This is a genomic window from Rhizobium sp. AN80A, assembly GCF_030053015.1.
In the GTDB taxonomy this organism is placed as follows: domain Bacteria; phylum Pseudomonadota; class Alphaproteobacteria; order Rhizobiales; family Rhizobiaceae; genus Rhizobium; species Rhizobium metallidurans.
In genome coordinates this window covers 302,932-322,019 of the sequence record NZ_JASJPX010000003.1, presented here as the reverse complement: position 1 = coordinate 322,019, position 19,088 = coordinate 302,932, and the positions used below count along the sequence as shown (strand labels likewise).

General features: G+C 65.6%; 16 protein-coding genes and 1 pseudogene. 11 read left to right on the top strand and 6 right to left on the bottom strand.

Features of this window, described 5'->3' with window-relative positions:
* Positions 1–91 precede the first annotated feature (91 nt).
* From P3R82_RS13130 to P3R82_RS13110, 5 genes and pseudogenes are all read left to right on the top strand, one after another.
* On the top strand, positions 92–1,102 hold the full coding sequence (locus P3R82_RS13130; RefSeq protein WP_183899347.1) for a MoxR family ATPase: 1,011 nt from the start codon (positions 92–94) through the stop codon (positions 1,100–1,102).
* A gap of 75 nt (positions 1,103–1,177) precedes the next feature.
* On the top strand, positions 1,178–2,134 hold the full coding sequence (locus P3R82_RS13125; protein ID WP_283194159.1) for a DUF58 domain-containing protein: 957 nt from the start codon (positions 1,178–1,180) through the stop codon (positions 2,132–2,134).
* Positions 2,131–4,941 carry a DUF4159 domain-containing protein gene (locus P3R82_RS13120; protein WP_283194158.1) on the top strand — a complete coding sequence of 937 codons (2,811 nt, stop codon included), beginning with the start codon at positions 2,131–2,133 and terminating at the stop codon, positions 4,939–4,941. Before P3R82_RS13125 ends, P3R82_RS13120 begins: the two co-directional genes overlap by 4 nt.
* Position 4,942: 1 nt before the next feature.
* Positions 4,943–7,013 (top strand): annotated as a pseudogene (locus P3R82_RS13115) (hypothetical protein).
* Positions 7,014–7,017: 4 nt separating this feature from the next.
* On the top strand, positions 7,018–7,464 hold the full coding sequence (locus P3R82_RS13110; protein ID WP_283194157.1) for a GNAT family N-acetyltransferase: 447 nt from the start codon (positions 7,018–7,020) through the stop codon (positions 7,462–7,464).
* Positions 7,465–7,482: 18 nt separating this feature from the next.
* Here P3R82_RS13110 and P3R82_RS13105 read toward each other — a convergent pair whose 3' ends face one another.
* The 4 genes from P3R82_RS13105 to P3R82_RS13090 all read right to left on the bottom strand — a co-directional run bounded on the left by P3R82_RS13105 (position 7,483) and on the right by P3R82_RS13090 (position 11,152).
* Positions 7,483–7,881: a hypothetical protein gene (locus P3R82_RS13105; protein ID WP_283194156.1), complete on the bottom strand. Its 399-nt coding sequence runs from the start codon at positions 7,879–7,881 to the stop codon at positions 7,483–7,485.
* Between the two features lie 67 nt (positions 7,882–7,948).
* Entirely contained in the window at positions 7,949–9,262 is a 1,314-nt protein-coding gene (locus P3R82_RS13100) for an MFS transporter (protein ID WP_283194155.1), read from the bottom strand.
* A gap of 74 nt (positions 9,263–9,336) precedes the next feature.
* Positions 9,337–9,837 (bottom strand): N-acetyltransferase, encoded by a 501-nt coding sequence (locus P3R82_RS13095; RefSeq protein WP_283194154.1) that lies wholly within the window; start codon positions 9,835–9,837, stop codon positions 9,337–9,339.
* 211 nt (positions 9,838–10,048) lie between these two features.
* Entirely contained in the window at positions 10,049–11,152 is a 1,104-nt protein-coding gene (locus P3R82_RS13090; protein ID WP_283194153.1) for an aldo/keto reductase, read from the bottom strand.
* Positions 11,153–11,247: 95 nt separating this feature from the next.
* Here P3R82_RS13090 and P3R82_RS13085 point away from each other — a divergent pair, with 95 nt between their 5' ends.
* On the top strand, positions 11,248–12,138 hold the full coding sequence (locus P3R82_RS13085; protein ID WP_283194152.1) for a LysR family transcriptional regulator: 891 nt from the start codon (positions 11,248–11,250) through the stop codon (positions 12,136–12,138).
* Positions 12,139–12,255: 117 nt separating this feature from the next.
* Positions 12,256–13,242, top strand: coding sequence for a glutathione S-transferase family protein (locus P3R82_RS13080; protein WP_283194151.1), 987 nt, complete (start codon positions 12,256–12,258; stop codon positions 13,240–13,242).
* Positions 13,243–13,263: 21 nt separating this feature from the next.
* On the opposite strand, the gene P3R82_RS13075 is transcribed toward P3R82_RS13080, so the two are convergent.
* Positions 13,264–13,701: an NUDIX domain-containing protein gene (locus P3R82_RS13075; RefSeq protein WP_283196335.1), complete on the bottom strand. Its 438-nt coding sequence runs from the start codon at positions 13,699–13,701 to the stop codon at positions 13,264–13,266.
* Positions 13,702–13,823: 122 nt separating this feature from the next.
* Here P3R82_RS13075 and P3R82_RS13070 point away from each other — a divergent pair, with 122 nt between their 5' ends.
* From P3R82_RS13070 to P3R82_RS13055, 4 genes are all read left to right on the top strand, one after another.
* Positions 13,824–14,732 carry a metallophosphoesterase gene (locus tag P3R82_RS13070; protein ID WP_283194150.1) on the top strand — a complete coding sequence of 303 codons (909 nt, stop codon included), beginning with the start codon at positions 13,824–13,826 and terminating at the stop codon, positions 14,730–14,732.
* 145 nt (positions 14,733–14,877) lie between these two features.
* Positions 14,878–15,438, top strand: coding sequence for a tetratricopeptide repeat protein (locus tag P3R82_RS13065; protein ID WP_283194149.1), 561 nt, complete (start codon positions 14,878–14,880; stop codon positions 15,436–15,438).
* Between the two features lie 163 nt (positions 15,439–15,601).
* Positions 15,602–16,108, top strand: coding sequence for an RNA polymerase sigma factor (locus P3R82_RS13060; protein WP_283194148.1), 507 nt, complete (start codon positions 15,602–15,604; stop codon positions 16,106–16,108).
* A gap of 1 nt (position 16,109) precedes the next feature.
* Positions 16,110–16,955 (top strand): anti-sigma factor, encoded by an 846-nt coding sequence (locus tag P3R82_RS13055; RefSeq protein WP_283194147.1) that lies wholly within the window; start codon positions 16,110–16,112, stop codon positions 16,953–16,955.
* A gap of 219 nt (positions 16,956–17,174) precedes the next feature.
* On the opposite strand, the gene leuA is transcribed toward P3R82_RS13055, so the two are convergent.
* Positions 17,175–18,884 (bottom strand): 2-isopropylmalate synthase, encoded by a 1,710-nt coding sequence (gene leuA / locus P3R82_RS13050; protein ID WP_283194146.1) that lies wholly within the window; start codon positions 18,882–18,884, stop codon positions 17,175–17,177.
* Positions 18,885–19,088: the final 204 nt, after the last annotated feature.

Below are 19,088 nucleotides of genomic sequence, written 5' to 3'. Positions count from 1 at the left end.
CAACATCTTCATAACTCTATCGGGTATGAGGCACACGTGTAAAAGTCCGACGATCCGCGACGAATGAGATCAGCCGCTGGAGAGATGCCTGATGGGTATGATGAAGACCGAAGCCCCCCTCGATGAAAAGGCGATCGTCGCCGCGGCGGAAAAAGCGCTTGCCGATATCGCCACGGTCAGGAGCGAGGTCTCCAAGGTGATCTTCGGCCAGGAGAGCGTCGTCGAGAACACGCTGCTTGCCGTGCTCTCGGGCGGCCACGCCTTGCTCGTCGGCGTCCCCGGCCTCGCAAAGACCAAGCTGGTCACCACGCTCGGCGAAGTGCTCGGCCTCGGCGCCAACCGCATCCAGTTCACGCCCGACCTGATGCCGTCTGATATCCTCGGCTCGGAAGTGATGGACCAGGACGAGACCGGCCGCCGCTCCTTCCGCTTCGTCAAGGGCCCCGTCTTCGCCCAGCTCCTGATGGCCGACGAGATCAACCGCGCCTCGCCGCGCACCCAGTCGGCGCTGCTGCAGGCGATGCAGGAGTACCACATCACCGTTGCCGGCCAGCGCTACGATCTGCCGACGCCCTTCCACGTGCTCGCCACCCAGAACCCGCTGGAGCAGGAAGGCACCTATCCGCTTCCCGAAGCGCAGCTCGACCGCTTCCTGCTGCAGGTCGATGTCAACTACCCCGAACTCGCCGCCGAACGACAGATCCTGCTCGACACGACGGGCCTGGCCGAAACCAGGCCGCAGGCCGTGCTGAGCGCCGAGCGGCTGATCGAGATCCAGACGCTGATCCGCCAGATGCCCGTCAGCGACAAGGTGGTCGATGGAATCCTGGCGCTCGTCCGCTCCGCCCGTCCCGGCCAGGGCAACGCCGCCACCGACAAGAACGTCGCCTGGGGCCCCGGCCCGCGCGCTGGCCAGGCGATGATGCTTTGCGCCCGCGCCCGCGCGCTCTATGAGGGCCGCCTCGCTCCGTCGCTCGACGATGTCCACGCGCTGGCCGAGCCCGTGCTGCAGCACCGCATGGCGCTGACCTTCGCCGCCCGCGCCGAAGGCATGTCGGTGCGTGACGTGATCGCCGGGCTGGTGAAGCAGGCCCAAGGCTAGGCAGACAAGGGCTGAGCGAACAGGATCAGGCCGACAAGGATCAGGCCAACAAGGATCAGGAAGGAAGCCTCACGCGTGGCATCGATCGGACAGACCGTCACTCCGACCCCAGGCAGCGATGCCCTTGCACGAGCAAGGCAGCGCGCCAGCCTGCTGCCGGATTGCCTCGTCGAGGCCAAGCGGATCGCCAACACCGTGATCGCCGGCTGGCACGGCCGCCGCAAGCGTGGGATCGGCGAGAATTTCTGGCAGTTCCGGCCCTATAGCGAAGGCGAAAGCCTGGCGCGCATCGACTGGCGCCGCTCGGCTCGCGACGACCACACCTATATCCGCGACCGCGAGTGGGAAGCCGCCCACACGATATGGCTCTGGGCCGACATGTCGCCGTCGATGATGTACAAGTCGACCTTCGGCAACGCCTCCAAGGAAAGCCGCGCGCTGGTCATCATGCTGGCGCTCGCCGAAATCCTCGCCCGCTCGGGCGAGCGCGTCGGCTGCCCCGGCGTCATGGAGCCGATCTCCGCCCGCAACGCCGCCGAACGGCTGGCGGTGGCCTTGATGCACGCGCCGCTCACCGGCGGCCTGCCGGATACCGCGATGATCCGCGGCTCGAGCGACCTCGTGCTGATCGGCGATTTCCTCGACGATGCCGGCGCCGTGATGGCCCGCATCGGCCCGCTCGCCCGGCGCGGCCTGCGCGGCCACGTCATCGAGGTGGCCGATCCCGCCGAGGAGCTGTTCCCCTATACCGGCCGCACCGAGTTCACCGACCCCGAGACCGGCTCGAAGCTCACCTCCGGCCGCGCCGAAAATATCCGCGAAGCCTATACGCGCGCCTATCTCGGCCGCCGCGACGGCCTTGGCCAGAGCCTGCGCCATCTCGGCTGGACCTTCATCAGCCACCGCACCGATCACCTCGCCTCCGAGGCGCTGGTCGCCGTCCACATGCATCTGTCCGGCATGCCCGGCAAGACGAGCTTGCCCGGCAAGGCCAGCTTGCCCGGCAAGGCAACGCAAGGAGGCCAGCTGTGAGCGCGCTTCCCTTCGCCTTCGCCTATCCGGCCATTCTCGGCGCCCTCGTGGCGCTTCCCGTCATCTGGTGGCTGCTGCGCCTGACCCCGCCGCGCCCGAAGGCCGAAGTCTTCCCGCCGCTGCGCATCCTCGCCACCGTGCTGAAACGCGAGGAAACGCCGGCGCAGAGCCCCTGGTGGCTGACGCTGCTGCGCATGCTTCTCGCCGCCGCCGTCATTCTCGCCATCGCCGATCCGGTGTTCAATCCGCGCGCGAGTTCGATCGCCCCGGGCGGTCCGCTCGTGCTTTTCATCGACAATGGCTGGGCGACCGCACCCGATTGGGAACGCCGCGTTCAGACCGCCGAGGCGCTGATCGACGACGCGGATTCGGCAAGCCTGCCGGTATCCATCGCCTTTACCGCCGACCCGAGCAACGATGCGCTCGCCGGCACCGCAGCCGTTGCCCGCGAGAGGCTCCGCGCCGCCGAACCGCGGCCGCTGGTGCCCGACCGCCAGCGCGCCTTCGTGGCGTTGCGCGCGGCGCTTGACGGCGTCAAGCCCGGCACGCTCGCCTTCCTGACCGACGGCGCCGCCGCGAACGACAACGACGCCACCGTTCGCCAGCTGGCCGACCTGCAGCCGGCGCAGCTTCGGCTGATCGCCTCCGACGCGACGCAAACCGTGGCGATAACGGACGCCAACAACGCCGCCGACGCCATGACCGTCACGGCCACACGCCTCGACAGCGCCTCCGCCGCCACCCTGCCGCTGACCGCCCAGGACGCGCAGGGCCGCGCCATCGCCTCGGGCTCCGTCTCTTTCCAGCCCGGCCAGTCCGTGGCATCGGGCTCGATCACGGCGCCCTTCGAGATGCGCAACGACTTCGCCCGCGTCAGCATCGACAATCACCCGACGGCCGGTGCCGTCCAGCTTCTCGACGACGGCTTCAAGCGCCGCCGCGTCGTGCTCTTGTCGGGCGAGGCAAGCGACAGCCTGCAGCCGCTGCTGTCGCCGCTCTACTACATCCAGCGCGCCCTGCAGCCCTATGCCGATCTGATCGAGCCGAACGCCACCAATCTCGCCACCTCCATCCCCGATCTTCTGGCGCAGAACCCCTCGGTCATCGTCATGGCCGATATCGGCCGCCTGCCGCAGGAGACCTACGAGCCGCTGCAGCGCTGGATCAACAATGGCGGCACGCTGATCCGCTTCGCCGGCCCGCGCCTGGCCGCCGCCCCCGCCGACGATCCGCTGGTTCCGGTCACGCTGCGCCAGGGCGAACGCGCGCTCGGCGGCGCCTTGTCCTGGGCCGAGCCGCAGCCGCTGGCCGAATTCCCCAATTTCGGCCCCTTCGCCGGCATGGCGCGCCCGACCGACGTCACGGTGAAGCGCCAGGTGCTGGCCGAGCCGACGCCGGACCTGGCGGAACGCACATGGGCAAGCCTCGCCGACGGCACGCCGCTGGTGACCGTGAAGCCGATGAACGCCGGCCGCATCGTGCTCTTCCACGTCAGCGCCGAGGCCACCTGGTCGGATCTTCCGATCTCGGGCAATTTCGTCGAGATGCTGCGCCGCATCGTGCAATTGTCGCGGTCCGGCGGCGTCACCTCGCAATCCGGCGGCGCGACGACCGCAGACGCGCTGCCGCCCTTCCGGCTGTTGACCGCCAAGGGCGCGCTCACCACCGAAACCGGCGCCGCGCGGCCGCTGATCCAGAACGCCAAGGCCGCCCCCGTGGCCGGCTTCGAAAATCCGCCGGGCCTCTACGGCTCCGAAGAAGGGTTCACCGCCTTGAACGTCCTGCCCCAGAACGCCGAACTCAAGCCCCTCGACGCCTCGGGCGTGACGCTGGTGCGCGAGGGCCTGATCGGCGGCGAGACATGGTCGGCCAAACCCTCGCTCTTCCTCATCGCCTTCCTGCTCCTGCTCGCCGATAGCCTGATCGTCATGCTCATGAGCGGCGCCTTCTCGCGCCTGCGCCCAGCCGCGCGCACGGCGGCGATGATCGCGGTGGCGGCCGGCGCCGCCTTCCTCGTCCAGCCCGGCCAGTCGCGCGCCGACGACAGCAAGCCCGGCGATGACCAGATCTTCCAGCGGCTCGACAACACCCACCTTGCCTATGTCGTCACCGGCGAGCCCGAGGTCGACCGCATCTCCGAGCGCGGGCTCGAGGGTCTCACGCAATATCTGACATTCCGCACCACGCTCGAACCGTCCGCTCCCGTCGGCCTCGATATCACCAAGGACGAGCTCGCCTTCTATCCGATCATCTACTGGCCGATCTCGGCCACCGCGCCCATGCCGTCGGCCGCCTCGATCAACCGGATCGACGCCTACATGCGCTCTGGCGGCACCGTGCTCTTCGACACCCGCGACCAGTTCAGCGCCCTCGACAACAGCGGCGGCACCAGCCCCAATGGCGAGCGCCTGCAGCAGATCCTCGCCAATCTCGACATACCGCCGCTGGAGCCGGTTCCCTCCGATCACGTGCTGACCAAGTCCTTTTACCTTCTGTCGAGCTTCCCCGGCCGCTATGCCGGCAGCCCGCTCTGGATCGAGGCGCGTCAGGACAACCGCTCCGGCAACGCCAAGTCGGCGGCAACGGCCGACGGCGTTTCGCCGATCCTCATCACTGGCAACGATTTCGCCGGCGCCTGGGCCGTGGACGACAATGGCGTCCCGATCCTTCCCACCGTCCCCCCGGACGAGGCGCAGCGCGAATATGCCTATCGCAGCGGCGTCAACATCATGATGTATATGCTCACCGGCAACTACAAGACCGACCAGGTCCATATCCCCGCCCTCCTCGAACGGCTGGGGCAGTGACATGACGGTTGATTTCGCGCCCTTCATCCCCTGGCCGCTTCTGGCAGGCCTCGCCGTCATCGTCGTCGCCATCGCCGCGCTCGCTATCTTCAGGGGCGTACGCGGCGCCTGGATACGCAGCATCGCCGCCCTGGCCCTGCTCGCCGCGCTCGCCAATCCGCTTCTGATGCAGGAGGATCGCGAACAGCTCTCGACGATCGTCCCCGTCATCGTCGACCGCAGCCAGAGCCAGCAGACGCCGGAGCGCGTCAAGATGACCGACGACGCGCTGGCGCAGCTCAAGGACCGTCTGGCCCGCTTCCCGAACGTCGAGGCACGCTATGTCGATGCCACCGAGCCGGAAGATTCCGACGCGCCCTCGACACGCCTCTTCAACGCTCTGTCGGCCGCCGTCGCCGACGTTCCGCCCGCCCGCATCGGCGGCGCCATCATGATCAGCGACGGCCAGATCCACGACGTGCCCGGCGTCAATCAGGCGCTCGGCTTCGACGCCCCGATCCACGGTCTCATCACCGGCAAGGCCAAGGAGTTCGACCGCCGCATCGAGGTGATCAAGGCGCCGCGCTTCGGCATCGTCAACGAAGAGCAGCAACTGGTGCTGCGCGTCTTCGACGATGGCCCGAGCCCCGGCGGCACCGCCGACGTCACGGTCAAGCTGAACGGCAACGAGATCGCGACGCTGCAGGCAACACCCGGTCGCGACACACCCTTCTCCTTCAAGGTCGAGCGCGGCGGCAGCAACGTGCTGGAATTCTCCGTGGCGGCTCTGCCGGGAGAGGTGACGCAAGCCAACAATCGCGCCGTCCACGTCATCGACGGCATCCGCCAGAACCTGCGCGTGCTGCTGGTCTCCGGCGAACCGCACGCTGGCGAGCGCGCCTGGCGCAACCTGTTGAAATCCGACGCATCCGTCGATCTCGTGCACTTCACCATCCTGCGTCCGCCGGAAAAGCAGGATGGCACGCCGATCAACGAACTGTCGCTGATCGCCTTCCCGACGCGCGAGCTCTTTGTCGACAAGATCAAGGACTTCGACCTGATCATCTTCGACCGCTACCAGCATCGCGGCGTGCTGCCGATCCTCTATTACGATTACATCGCGCAATATGTCCAAAACGGCGGCGCGCTGCTGATCGCGGCGGGTCCGGAACAGGCCGGTCCGGATCTCGATCGCGCTGACGCCGCTCTCCTCCGTGCTGCCCGCCGCGCCCACCGGCGAGATGATCGAAAAAGCGTTCTATCCCCGCCTCTCCGACATCGGAAAGAAGCACCCCGTCACCCGTGGCCTTGATGGTTCCACCGAAGAGCCGCCGCGGTGGGGCCGCTGGTTCCGCAGCGTCGGCGTCGAAAAGCCTCAGGGCGATACGGTCATGGTCGGCGCCGACAACAACCCGCTGCTGGTGCTCAACCGCGCCGGCCAGGGTCGCGTCGCCATGCTCCTGTCCGATCAGGGCTGGCTCTGGGCGCGCGGCTTCGAAGGCGGCGGTCCGCACGTATCGCTCTATCGCCGCATGGCCCACTGGCTGATGAAGGAACCGGCTCTGGAAGAAGAGGCGCTGACCGCGCGCGCTTCCGGCCGCACGCTCGAGATCACCCGCCAGACCATCGGCGACAATCCCGGCAACGCCACCGTCCGCTACCCCTCGGGCAAGACCGAGACGCTGCCGCTCGTCCAGTCCGAGCCCGGCCTCTTCAAGGCCGAGAAACGCATGGACGAAATCGGTCTCTTCGAGATCCGCAACGGCGAGATGAGCACGATGGTGCATGTCGGCGCCGTCGATGCGCCGGAATTCAAGGCAATGATCTCGACGCCCGATGTGCTGAAGCCGATATCGGACAAGACCAGGGGCCTCGTCACCCGGGTCTCCAGCGAGGACGGCAACGTCACGATCCCGCCGATCCTGCCGGTGCGCGGCCAGATCCGTGTCGCCGACGACGACCGCATGCAGATCCGCCTGACCAACGAGACGGTGCTGAAGGGCATCAACACGCTGCCGCTCTTCGCGGGCTTTGCCGGCGTCGGCATCCTGCTGCTTGCCTTCGGCGCCATGTGGTGGCGCGAGGGTCGCTGACCCGATGCCGCAACTCGAACTGACCGCCACGCCCTCCCCCGATGACCTCGCGGTCATCGGCGAGAGCCTCACCGCCTTCAACCACGCCGATGTCGGCCCGGCCGATCGCCGGACGCTGGCGGTGCTGATCCGCGACGAGGAGGGAACGGTGCTAGGCGGCCTCTCCGGCTACACAGCCTGGGGCTGGCTCTTCACGCAGCTGCTGTTCATCCCCGAAAACCATCGCGGCACCGGCCTCGCCGGAAGGCTTCTCTCGATGGCCGAACAGGAAGCAGCCACCCGCGGCTGCCACGGCGCCTGGATCGACACCTTCAGCCCAAAGGCGCTCCAAGCCTATCGGAAACAGGGATACGAGATCTTCGGCGAACTGCCGGAATTCCCGAAGGGCCGCACGCGCACGTTTTTGCGCAAGACGCTGACGCCTGGGCCGTGTCGGACCGGCGCTGAATAGCGGAGCCTGTCGCCCGCTTTAGAGATGAGCGATCTTGGCCTCGACCTCAGTCAGTCGCGACTGAACCTCTTCCGCGATGCGAGAGGCATGCGATGCATCGCGCAAGGCTGTCAGCACCTCATTGTACTGCCCGACCACATCGATCTGCATCCGCTTGAGGTCATGGGCGCGGTCGTCGAGAAGCCTTTCGGTCTCTTCAAGCCTCGTCGAGATCGCCTCAAGCCGACCTGACGTCTCGCTGTGATGCCGAAGCGCGAGCTCGTGCAAACTGTTCATTTTGCGATTGAGCTTAGAGATCTCGGTCTCGACCGTGCTAAACTTGTCGATGGCGGCTTCGACCATGCCCAAGGTCCGCTTCTGGCCATTGAACATGGCTTCCATCATCGCCAGCATTCTTGCCGTCTCGCTGTCGCCCACGCGCCTCGATCCTCCGTTCTCGTTCAATATGGCATTACGGCACGCAAACAACAAGAAAGCCTGCCCCTCAGGCGATCGACGCCTGACGGGTCTCTGAATCGATCGCCACCGCCGCCAGCGCCGAGACGACGAGGAAGCCGGCGAAGAGGCCGATCGCAACCCCAAGCCCTTCGGAAACGACCAGCGCCATCAGCGACGGCGCGAGAAGTCCGCCGAGCCGCGCAACGGCGCCCGCCGTGCCCATGCCGGTCGCCCGCACCGCGGTCGGGTAGAGTTCCGGCGTATAGGCATAGAGCGCGCCCCATGTCCCAAGCAGCGCGAAACTCATGATCAGAAGCGACGCGCCGACCATGATATCGACCCCGGAGACGACGAACAGCAGGCACCCCGCCGCCGACAGCAGGCAGAAGCCGATCAGCGTCGGCTTGCGGCCCCAGGCCTCGACACCGTAGGCGGCGAGCGCGTAGCCGGGGATCTGCGCCAGCGCCACGAAAACAAGGAAGCCATAGCCCCGCACGAAGCCGAAGCCATCGCCCGCGAGCTTCGCCGGCATCCAGGTGAAGACGCCGTAATAGGAGACCGACACCAGGAACCAGATCACCAGGATCATCGCCGTGCGGCGGCGAAGCGCGCCCGAAAAGACGCCTTCGGAGGCCGCATGCGGCGGCGACACCAGCTCTTCGTCGGCGCCGAGCGCCGGCTTGCCGTTGGCCACCAGCACCCGGTTGATCGTCGTCTTCGCCTCCTCGCCGCGACCGCCGCGCAGCAGGTAAAGCGGCGATTCCGGCACGAACAGCCGCAGGCCGAGCCCGAGGATCGCCGGCAGCGCCGTCACCGCGAAGATGTAGCGCCACGCATCCTGGACCCCGGCGACGCTGGCCGCCCATGCCGCAAGCGCCACGATCAGCGTTCCGATCGCCCAGAACCCCTCGAGCGCCACCAGCCAGCGGCCACGGCTTTTCGACGGCAGGAATTCCGCCATCATCGCATAGTCGACCGGCAGGGTGCCGCCGACGGCCACGCCGGTGAGAAACCTGAGAGCGAGCAGGATGGTGAAACTCGGCGCGAAGACCGAAAGCGCCCCGAACACCGCGTCGCAGGCGACCGTCAGCAACAGCACGTTGCGCCGCCCCACCCTGTCGGCCAGCCGGCCGAAGGCGTAGGCGCCGATCAGCATCCCAAGGAAGAACAGCGTGCCCGTCTGCAGCGCCTGCGGCACCGTCAGCCCGAAACTCGCGGCGATCGACGCGGCGGTGAAGCCGACCGCCAGCACCTGCATCGCATCCGCCGTCCAGACGAGACCGAAAATGCCGAGAAGCCGCCGCTGGAACGGTCCGGTCCCGGCGCGATCGAGCGCCTCGTCGATTGAAATGCGACCCATGCCTTCTCCCCCTCAAGCCCTGCGAAAAACCACGAAAAGCACGGTCCTTGTCATAGCTCAATAGAACAGATGGCCTATCTGCGCCAGCCGATCGTGCCCTTCAGCCGGCCATGCACGTCCGCGCCGAGCGGCACCACCAGCACCCGGCCCGGATCGACCGGCCCCGGAAAGGTCAGCGCGTTATAGGCCACCTTCTCGAAGCCGAGCGGCCCGTAATAGGGCGGATCGCCGACGAGGATGACGGCTTGCGACCCCTTGCGCTTGGCCGCCTCCACCGCGATCCGCACCAGTTCCCGGCCGATGCCGCGGTTCTTGTGCGAGGGGCGAACGGCAAGCGGGCCGAGCAGATGGCCGGGCACGTCGCCGGCCATGACGGGCGTCATCCGAACGGAAGCGATCGTCTCGCCGTCATCGGCGCAGATGAAGGACAGCGCGAGATCATGCGGCCCCTGCTCGCGGATGCGAGCGGCGGCGCGCGTGTGCCGGCCTGGGCCGAATGCTTCTTCGTTGATGTGTTCGATAGCGGCGTCGTGCGACGCGTCCTCAGTGAGGTAGACCAGATCGTGCTTGTGCATGAAGAGACAGAAACCGGATAGACAAAATGATGGGTTCTCGAACACGCCCTTGGGCGTTCGGGAGCATCAGCGTCGTCGCAGGGTTCTGTATGCGGACATCAATCGGGTTCCTGAAATCGTGGAAAGGCCGATAGCAGGAAAAAAATCGGTCGTCTACGGGAAAACGTCACGCAGGAGGCCACCGCCGCGGAAACGGCGATGGCGGCTGGAATCACCCCCTCGGCCAGCGCTCGACCGTCTGGCCGCCGAACAGCCGGCTGGTCGGCATCTGGAAGATGAAATAGGGGTTGAGCAGCGGCAGCGCGCTCGCCTGCTCCAGCCGCTCCAGCATCGCCTCGTCGAGCTCTACATCCAGCGAAGCGATGTTCTGCTGCAGCTGCTCCATCCGGCTGGCGCCGATCAGCACCGAGGAAACGCCGGCGCGCCGCGCCACCCAGGCAAGCGCCACCTCGGCCGCCGAGCGGCCTGTCTCCGCCGCGACCGAGATGACGACATCGACCACATCGAAATTGCGCTCGGTAAACAGCATGCCGCCGAACGGATTGTCGCCGTTGAGCCGGCCGTCGCTGCCGCTCTCCGATGTCTCCGAGGTTTTGTCGGGCAAGGCCGTGGCGCGCCCGGCCTCGGCCAGCATTTCCCGACCGTATTTCCCCGTCAGCAGGCCCGCCGCAAGCGGGCTCCAGGGCACCATTCCAAGGCCGAACTCTGCGCCGGCAGGCATGAGATCGAGTTCGACGCCGCGATCGATCAGCGAATAGGCGTATTGAAGGCCGATCGGCTTCGGCAGCCCGTGCGCCTCGGCAAGCGTCGCGATCCGCGCCACATACCAGGCCGGCGTATTGGAGAATCCGTAATGCAGGATCTTGCCGGCCCGCACGGCATCGGCAAGCGTCTGCAGGACTTCATCGGCCGGCGTCGTCTGGTCCCAGACATGCATCCAGTACATGTCGATATAGTCGGTGCGCAGCCGCTCCAGAGATCCCTCGATGCCGAGACGGATGTTCTTCGCGCCGTTGCCGCCCCAGAGCGGCGTGCCCTGGCCGCGTGGAAATCCGGACTTGGTGGCAATCACCAGCCGGTCGCGCCGTCCGCTATCGGCCAGGAACGCACCGAGCATCTCCTCGCTCTGCCCCGCCGAATAGATGTCGGCCGTGTCGATGAAATTGCCGCCGGCATCGACATAGGCGTCGAACAGCACCCGCGAGGTCTGCTCGTTGGCGCCCCATCGCCCGGCGCCGAAGGTCATGGTTCCGAGCGCCAGCGGGCTGACGATCAGTCCCGAGCGGCCGAGGGTGCGATAACTGGTAAGGTCCATATCCGTGCTCCTTGTTCACACCCCACCATCTAGGCCGACACGAGCCACGGGATTAGCGGTTGCCGGCCGCATGAACTTGTGAGCAAGTTGCAGCAATGGAACGCGGAACACTCAACGATCTCCTCGCCTTCGCCGCCGTCGCCCGCGAGCGCAGCTTTACGCGCGCAGCAGCCGTCCTCGGCATGTCGCCCTCGGCACTCAGCCACGCGATGCGCGCACTGGAGGAGCGGCTTGGCGTCCGCCTGCTTGCCCGCACCACCCGCAGCGTGGCGCCGACCGAGGCCGGAGAGCGGCTTCTGCAATCGCTCAACCCCGCGCTTGCGGATATCGAAGGCGGATTGGAAGCGCTGGCCGAATGGCGCGACAACCCGTCCGGCACGGTCCGCATCACCACCTTCGCCTATGCCGCCAGAATGGTGCTGGTGCCGAAACTTCCGGCTTTCCTGCTCGCCCACCCCGATATCCGCGTCGAGGTGATCATCGAGGACGGGCTGACGGATATCGTAACCTCAGGCTTCGACGCCGGCATCCGCCTTGGGGAAACGGTGGACAAGGATATGATCGCGGTGCGCGTCGGGCCGGAATTGCGCACCGTCGTCGTCGGCACGCCCGCCTATTTCGCCCGCATCCCGCCGCCCGAGACGCCCTATGATCTCGAGCGCCACGCCTGCATCGGCTACCGCCTGACGACCTCCGGCGGGCTGCTCCCCTGGGAGTTCGAAAAGGACGGCAAGGAGATCAAGATCCGCACCAGCGGCCCGCTCGTCGTCAACGACGGCGAGCTTCCGGCAGCCGCCGTGCGAGAAGGCGTCGGGCTCGGTTATCTGATGGAGCACGACGTCGCCGACGAGATTGCCTCCGGCGCGCTGGTGCAGGTGCTCGACGACTGGTGCCCGCCCTTCCCGGGCTTCCACCTCTATCACCCGAGCCGCCGCCAGTCGCCGCCGGCGCTGCGCGCGCTGATCGCGGCCTTGATCGTCAAGTAGCAGTCGCGGAGCGATGCCCAATCGGCGCGTGACGCACTGTTCAATCATTGTCCCACTGCAAATTCGGCCCGAACGCGATATCTACAAGGGCAACGAAGGATCGAAGGAGTAGACACCATGGGTATGCTGGTCGACGGCGTGTGGCAGGACGTCTGGTACGATACGAAGGAGACCAAGGGTCACTTCAAGCGCGCCGCCTCGCAGTTCCGCAACTGGATCACGCCGGATGGCGGCGCCGGTCCGTCGGGCAAGGCAGGCTTCAAGGCCGAGGCCGGGCGCTATCATCTCTACGTATCGCTTGCCTGTCCCTGGGCGCACCGCACGCTGATTTTCCGCAAGCTGAAAAGGCTGCAGGACCTTATCACGGTTTCCGTCGTCGATCCGCTGATGCTGGAAAAAGGCTGGGAATTCAATGTCGGCGACGGCGCCACCGGCGATCCGCTGTTTAACGCCAGGACGCTGTCCGACATCTACGTGAAGGCCGATCCGCATTATTCCGGCCGCGTCACCGTGCCCGTTCTGTGGGACAGGAAGACCGACACCATCGTCAGCAACGAGTCGGCCGAGATCATCCGCATGTTCAACAGCGCCTTCGACGCGCTGACCGGCTCGACCGCCGATTTCTACCCCGACGACCTTCGCGGCGAGATCGACGACCTGAACGCGCTTATCTACGACACCGTCAACAACGGCGTCTACAAGGCCGGCTTCGCCACCACGCAGGACGCCTATTCGCAAAGCGTGGTCACGCTCTTCGAAACGCTCGACATGCTGGAAGATCGCCTCGGCAAGGGCCGCTATCTGTTCGGCGACCGGCTGACCGAGGCCGACTGGCGGCTTTTCACCACGCTGGTGCGGTTCGACCCTGTCTATGTCGGCCACTTCAAGTGCAATATCCGCCGCATCGCCGATTATCCGAACCTCTCGGCCTATCTGCGCGATCTCTACCAGACGCCTGACATCAAGGAGACGGTCGACTTCCGTCACATCAAGGACCACTACTACCGCAGCCACAAGACGATCAACCCGACGGGTATCGTCCCCGTGGGCCCGGCGCAGGATCTCGACCGCCCGCACGGCCGCGGCGAACGCGCCGCCGCCTAAGCAAAGGCAATCCGGCCCGGCCTACCAGACCTGGTCGGGCTGCTGCTCGCCGGCGATTTCGGCAAGACGACGGCGGGTCGACCCCGTCGTTCCCTCAGGGAGCGCGTCGAGCGCGAAGAAACCGCATTCGACGATCTCGCGGTCAGGCGCCCTCGGTGCCGTCTGCCGCACATTGGCGCGGTAGAACACGACATGGTCGCGCCGCGTCGCCGCCTTGTTGAAGTAGACCTGCACGAGCGCCGGCCGTCCGACAATCACCAGATTGCCCTCCTCGCGCAGTTCCTTGACCAGCGCGTCCTCGGCCGTCTCGTTGCGTTCGATGCCGCCGCCCGGCATGTGCCAGCCGGGCACGTAGCTGTGCCGCACGAGAAACACGTAGCCCCTGTCATCGAAGCAGGCGGCGCGCACGCCCATGGTCATTCCACGCGCCCAGGCGAAGTAAAAATGGACCACGCGCATCATGAGGCGCGATTGCCAATGGCGGATTTCTTTCACGCGTCTTCCAATTCCATCAATCCGTTCAAGCAGATGTGCGAGGAGATGTGTTTGAAATACGGCGGCCGTGAGCTATGTGTGCACCCATGTTCAAGCTCGCGCACATCTCAGACATCCATCTCGGCCCGCTGCCCCATCTCTCGTTCCGCGAACTCTTTTCCAAGCGTATCACCGGCTTTGTGAACTGGCATCGCAATCGGCGCAAGCACCTTTTCGGCGGCACGCTGGATCTCCTGCTCGACGATATCCGCGAAAGGCAGCCGGATCACCTGGCGATTACGGGCGATCTCGTCAATCTCGCGAGCGGCCTCGAGATCCGCGCCGCGGCCGGCTGGCTGCGCGAACTCGGCGATCCCAGGGATTACTCCGTCGTTCCCGGCAATCACGATGCCTATGTGCCCGGCGCCTACGAAAAGTCGATGCGCGCGTGGTATCACAACGTCTGCGGCGACCTCGCCCCCGCCGAATGGCAGGAAAACAAGCACATCTTCCCCTATCTGCGCATTCGCGACAAAGTGGCGATCGTCGGCTGCTCGACGGCGGTTGCGACCCCGCCCTTCGCCGCCAGCGGCTTCTTCGGCGAAAGACAGGCCCGCGAGACCGTGAACATGCTGCGCGCCGCCGGCGAAGCCGGGCTGTTTCGCGTCGTCATGATCCACCATCCGCCGATCCGTGGCGCCACCTCCTTCCACAAGCGCATGATCGGCATTAGACGTTTCGCGGCCGTCATCTCCACCGGCGGCGCCGAACTCGTGCTGCATGGCCACACGCACCTGAACACGGTACACTGGCTGCGCGGCCAGACCGGACCGGTCCCGGTCGTCGGCATCGCCTCCGGCTCGCAGGGTCCCGGCGGCTCCAAGCCGCCCGCCGCATACAATCTTTTCAGCATCGACGGCTCCCCCGGCGCCTGGAGCCTGAAGGGCGAACGTTTCAGCCTCAGCCCGTCGGGCGACGACATCAACCCGGAAAGCGTCGATATCTTCAGGCTTTAGCGGCGTTTCCGGAATCAGTTTCGCGGCAAGTTGAATCACCGCGCGAAGACGGCGAAAAACCACCGATCGGACCCCGTCGCCTCTTGGTATTTCCGGATCTAGGCGTACACTCGCTATATTAGCGATCCATACCAGGAGATGTCGCATGCCATCCACGATCCCCACGCTGCGCGGCCTGGCGCTCGCCGGCTGCCTCGCGCTGAGCTTCTCGGCCACTGCCTTCGCCGCCGGCGAGGAGACCGACGAAACCAAGCCGCCGCCGAAGACCCAAACCACGACGAAGTGCACCGGCGGCAAGGTCTGGGACAAGAAGAAGAAGGAATGCGTCACGCCGAACAAGCAGAGCTTCAACGACGACGATCTCTACAGGGCCGCCCGCGAATTCTCCTATGCCGGCCAGTACGACACCGCCATCACGGTGCTGAAGCTCGCCCGTAACCAGGATGATCCGCGCATCCTGAATTACCTCGGCTACGCCAACCGCAAGGCCGGCCGGATGGAGCTTGGGATGTCCTATTATCGCAAGGCACTGCAGGCGGACGAGAATTATATTCTCGCGCGGTCATATATGGGCCAGGCTTTGATGGAACAGGGTGATGTCGAGGGCGCGCGCGTTCAGCTCGTCGAGATCCGCGACCGTGGCGGCGAGAACAGCTGGGCCTATCGCTCGCTTCTGCAGTCGCTCAACGGCTACAGAACCTATTGAGCCTGCCGGATCACCCGGAAAAAAGCTTTGGGAACCCGTGAGATAAGCGGCCTTTTGCTTGCGAAGCAGCGGCGACTTGTTTCATAAAGGACACAGAGAAGAGATAATTCGCACCTGCGCCGGGTAAAGGCTTACGATACCCGGCATTCATCTTGGGAAAACCATGCGTCAACCTGTGACGACCATCGATATCAGACGCGATCTCGTGGGGCTTCTGCCTCGGTTGCGGCGGTTCGCGATGACGCTCGCGGGTGATGCGGCGGGCGCCGACGAACTCGTCCAGGTCGCCTGTCAGCGCGCGATCGCCAAGAGCAGCCAGTGGCAGGGCGAAGGCCGGCTCGACAGCTGGGTCTACACGCTGATGCGCCAGCAATGGGCCGAGGATCACCGCAGGCGCAGGCCGCACGCCGTCAACAAGACCAACGTCACCGACATTCGCACGGCCACGCGCGACCGCGCCGCCATCGTCGATTCCGACGCGATCCACCGGATGATATCGGACATGCCCGATGGCATCGCCAGCGCCTTCCTGCTGGTTTCGATCGAAGGGCATGGCTACCAGCAGGCCGGCGACATCATGGGCGTCGCCCCCACCCTCATCATGTCGCAGCTGGCGCAGGCGAAAATGCACTTCGCCAGCCTCGCCGACGACCACTCCCACAGGTTCTGATTTGCCCGATTTCAAGAAACTGCCGCTCGACGCCCAGCTGACCGCCCTCCTCGACGGCGAGACGACGCCCGAGCAGAAGCATGAGCTGGAACAGCGCCTGGCAACCGACGACGGCGCGCGGCGGATATTCGACAAGCTGCGCCACGGGGCCGATTTCGGCAAGCGCCGGCTCGAAGACATCCTGAAGGAACCGGTTCCGTTGGCGCTGGTGCGCTCGATCAAGAGCGTGCAGCCGCCCAAGGCGGCCGTCGCGCCGCGCGTTTCGCGCCAGCCGTTCAAATTCGCGCCGACGGGTCTCCAGGCGTTGGTCGGCGCCATCGTGCTCCTCATCGCCGGCTGCGGCATCGGCTATATCGTCGGCACCGGCCAGACCGCCGCGCAGACGGCGCAGGCCGTCGATGCCGCCCAGCAGGCCAACGACGCCACGGAGTGGCTGGGCGACATGCTGGCCAACCAGCGGCTGCTCGCCCGCCAGCCGCGCCATATCTTCGAAGTCCCGGCCACGCAGCCGGAGGAAATCTCCACCTGGCTGACGACGTCCGTCGGCGTCGCCTTCCGCGTCCCCGATCTGGTGGCCGAGGGATGGACCTTCCAGGGCGCACGCGTGACGCTCGCCGGCAACCGCCCCGTCGGTCAGCTGATCTACACCAGCAACGACGGCGATCTGGCCACCATCGCCTTCCGCAAGGACAACCAGCCCGACGATGCTGAGGATTTCAAGGAAACCATCCGCGATGAGATCGGCCTTGTCACCTGGCACAATGCCGGCACCTCCTACATGCTGATCGGCCCCTCCTCCGACGCATCCCTCAGCCAACTCGCCATGCAGATCGCCACCGCGATTTGACGGCAAGGTGCCGTCAACGGTGGCGGTCAACGTGCTCGCCGCCTAGTGTCTCGCCGCAAACCTCTCCACCCTCATCCCTGTGCTCGTCACAGGGATCCAGCGCGATCAAGTCCTTGATCGCAAAAGACTATTTTCGCCGCACAGACGCGCGTCGGCTGGATCCCGGCACAAGGCCGGGATGAGGAAACGATGGGAATGAGGCCGCCAAGCAGCCGCCGATCAAGCCTTGCCGGCCTTCACGTCGAGCACCCGGTTCGCCGCCGAGACGATCGCTTCCAGCGACGCGCCGACGATATTGGTGCTGATGCCGGCGCCGAAGAGCTTGCCGCCGGGATAGGACGTCTCGACGTAGGAGATCGCCGAGGCGTTCGAACCGTGCTGCAGCGAGTGTTCGGAATAATCCTGCACCGCCATCTCGACCCCGAGATACTCCGAGAGCGCATTGATGAAGCCGTCGATCGGGCCGTTGCCGCGGCCTTCGATCGTCTTCGTCACGCCATTGTCGGTGATCTCGGCGGAAACCACGCGAACGCCACGGCGCTCGGGATCGGCGAAGGTCTGGTGATCGACGAACTTGATGCGGCCCTTCGGCTGCGTCACGTAGCGCTCGATGAAGTGGTCGTAGATCCGCTTCGACGGCAGTTCCTTGCCCTCTTCGTCGGTGATCCGCTGGATCTCCTCGCGATACTCCACCTGCAGGTTGCGCGGCAGGTTGAGGCCGTAATCCTGTTGCAGGATATAGGCGATGCCGCCCTTGCCCGACTGCGAATTGATGCGGATGATCGCCTCGTAGCTACGCCCGACGTCCTGCGGATCGATCGGCAGATACGGCACTTCCCAGACCGGGTGGTTGGCGACCTTGATCGCCTTCATGCCCTTGTTGATCGCATCCTGGTGCGAGCCGGAGAAAGCCGTATAGACCAGTTCGCCGACGTAAGGATGGCGCTCGCCGATCGGCATCTGGTTGGAATATTCGAACACGTCCTTCATGCGCACGATATCCGAGCAGTCGATTTCTGGATCCACACCCTGCGTGAACATGTTGAGCGCCATCGTCACCACGTCGACATTGCCGGTGCGCTCGCCATTGCCGAACAACGTCCCCTCGACACGGTCGGCGCCCGCCAGCAAGGCCAGCTCGGCGGCGGCGATGCCGGTGCCGCGGTCGTTATGCGGGTGCAGCGAGATGATCAGGTTCTCGCGATTGTCGAGATTGCGGCACATCCATTCGATCTGGTCGGCATAGATGTTCGGCGTCGCCATTTCGACGGTCGACGGCAGGTTGATGATCAGCTTGTTGTCGGGCGTCGGCTTCATCACCTCGATGACCGCATTGCAGATCTCCAGCGCCACGTCGAGTTCGGTGCCGGTGAAGCTCTCCGGCGAATATTCGAAGCGATAGCCGCCACCGGCCTTTGCCGCCATGTCGGAAATCATCTTCGCCGCATCGACCGCGATCTGCTTGATGCCGTTGACGTCCTTGGCGAACACCACGCGCCGCTGCAGTTCGCTGGTCGAGTTGTAGAAGTGAACGATCGGCTTGTTGGCGCCCTGCAAGGCCTCGAAGGTGCGCGTGATCAGCTCGGGACGGCACTGCACCAGCACCTGCAGCGACACGTCGTCGGGAACGTTGCCCTCCTCGACACACCAGCGCGCGAAGTCGAAATCGGTCTGCGAGGCCGACGGGAAGCCGATCTCGATTTCCTTGAAGCCCATGTCGAGCAGCAGCTGGAACATCCGCGCCTTGCGGTCGTGACCCATCGGGTCGACCAGAGCCTGGTTGCCGTCGCGCAGATCCACCGAGCACCAGATCGGCGCCTTGGTCAGCGTCTTGGTCGGCCATGTGCGATCGGGGATGTTGACCTGCGGATAAGGGCGATACTTCATCGCCGCGTCAGGCATGCCGTGGGAGCGGGTCTTCGTGTCCATGTCTTCTCTTCCTATTCCCGTCATCTGGCCGCGTCATAGCGCATGGCCTGCCTGTTGGCGATGACGAATCCGGCGCAAGGCGTCCGGTTGATCGATTTTTGGGATATGTGAAGAGGAGCTATGGCCGGCAGGCTTTGGGCCGCCGGGCGCTCCTCAACGGACCCGGCAACCGCGCGTAAGGCCGAGGAGAAGAAGCGAGGTCAG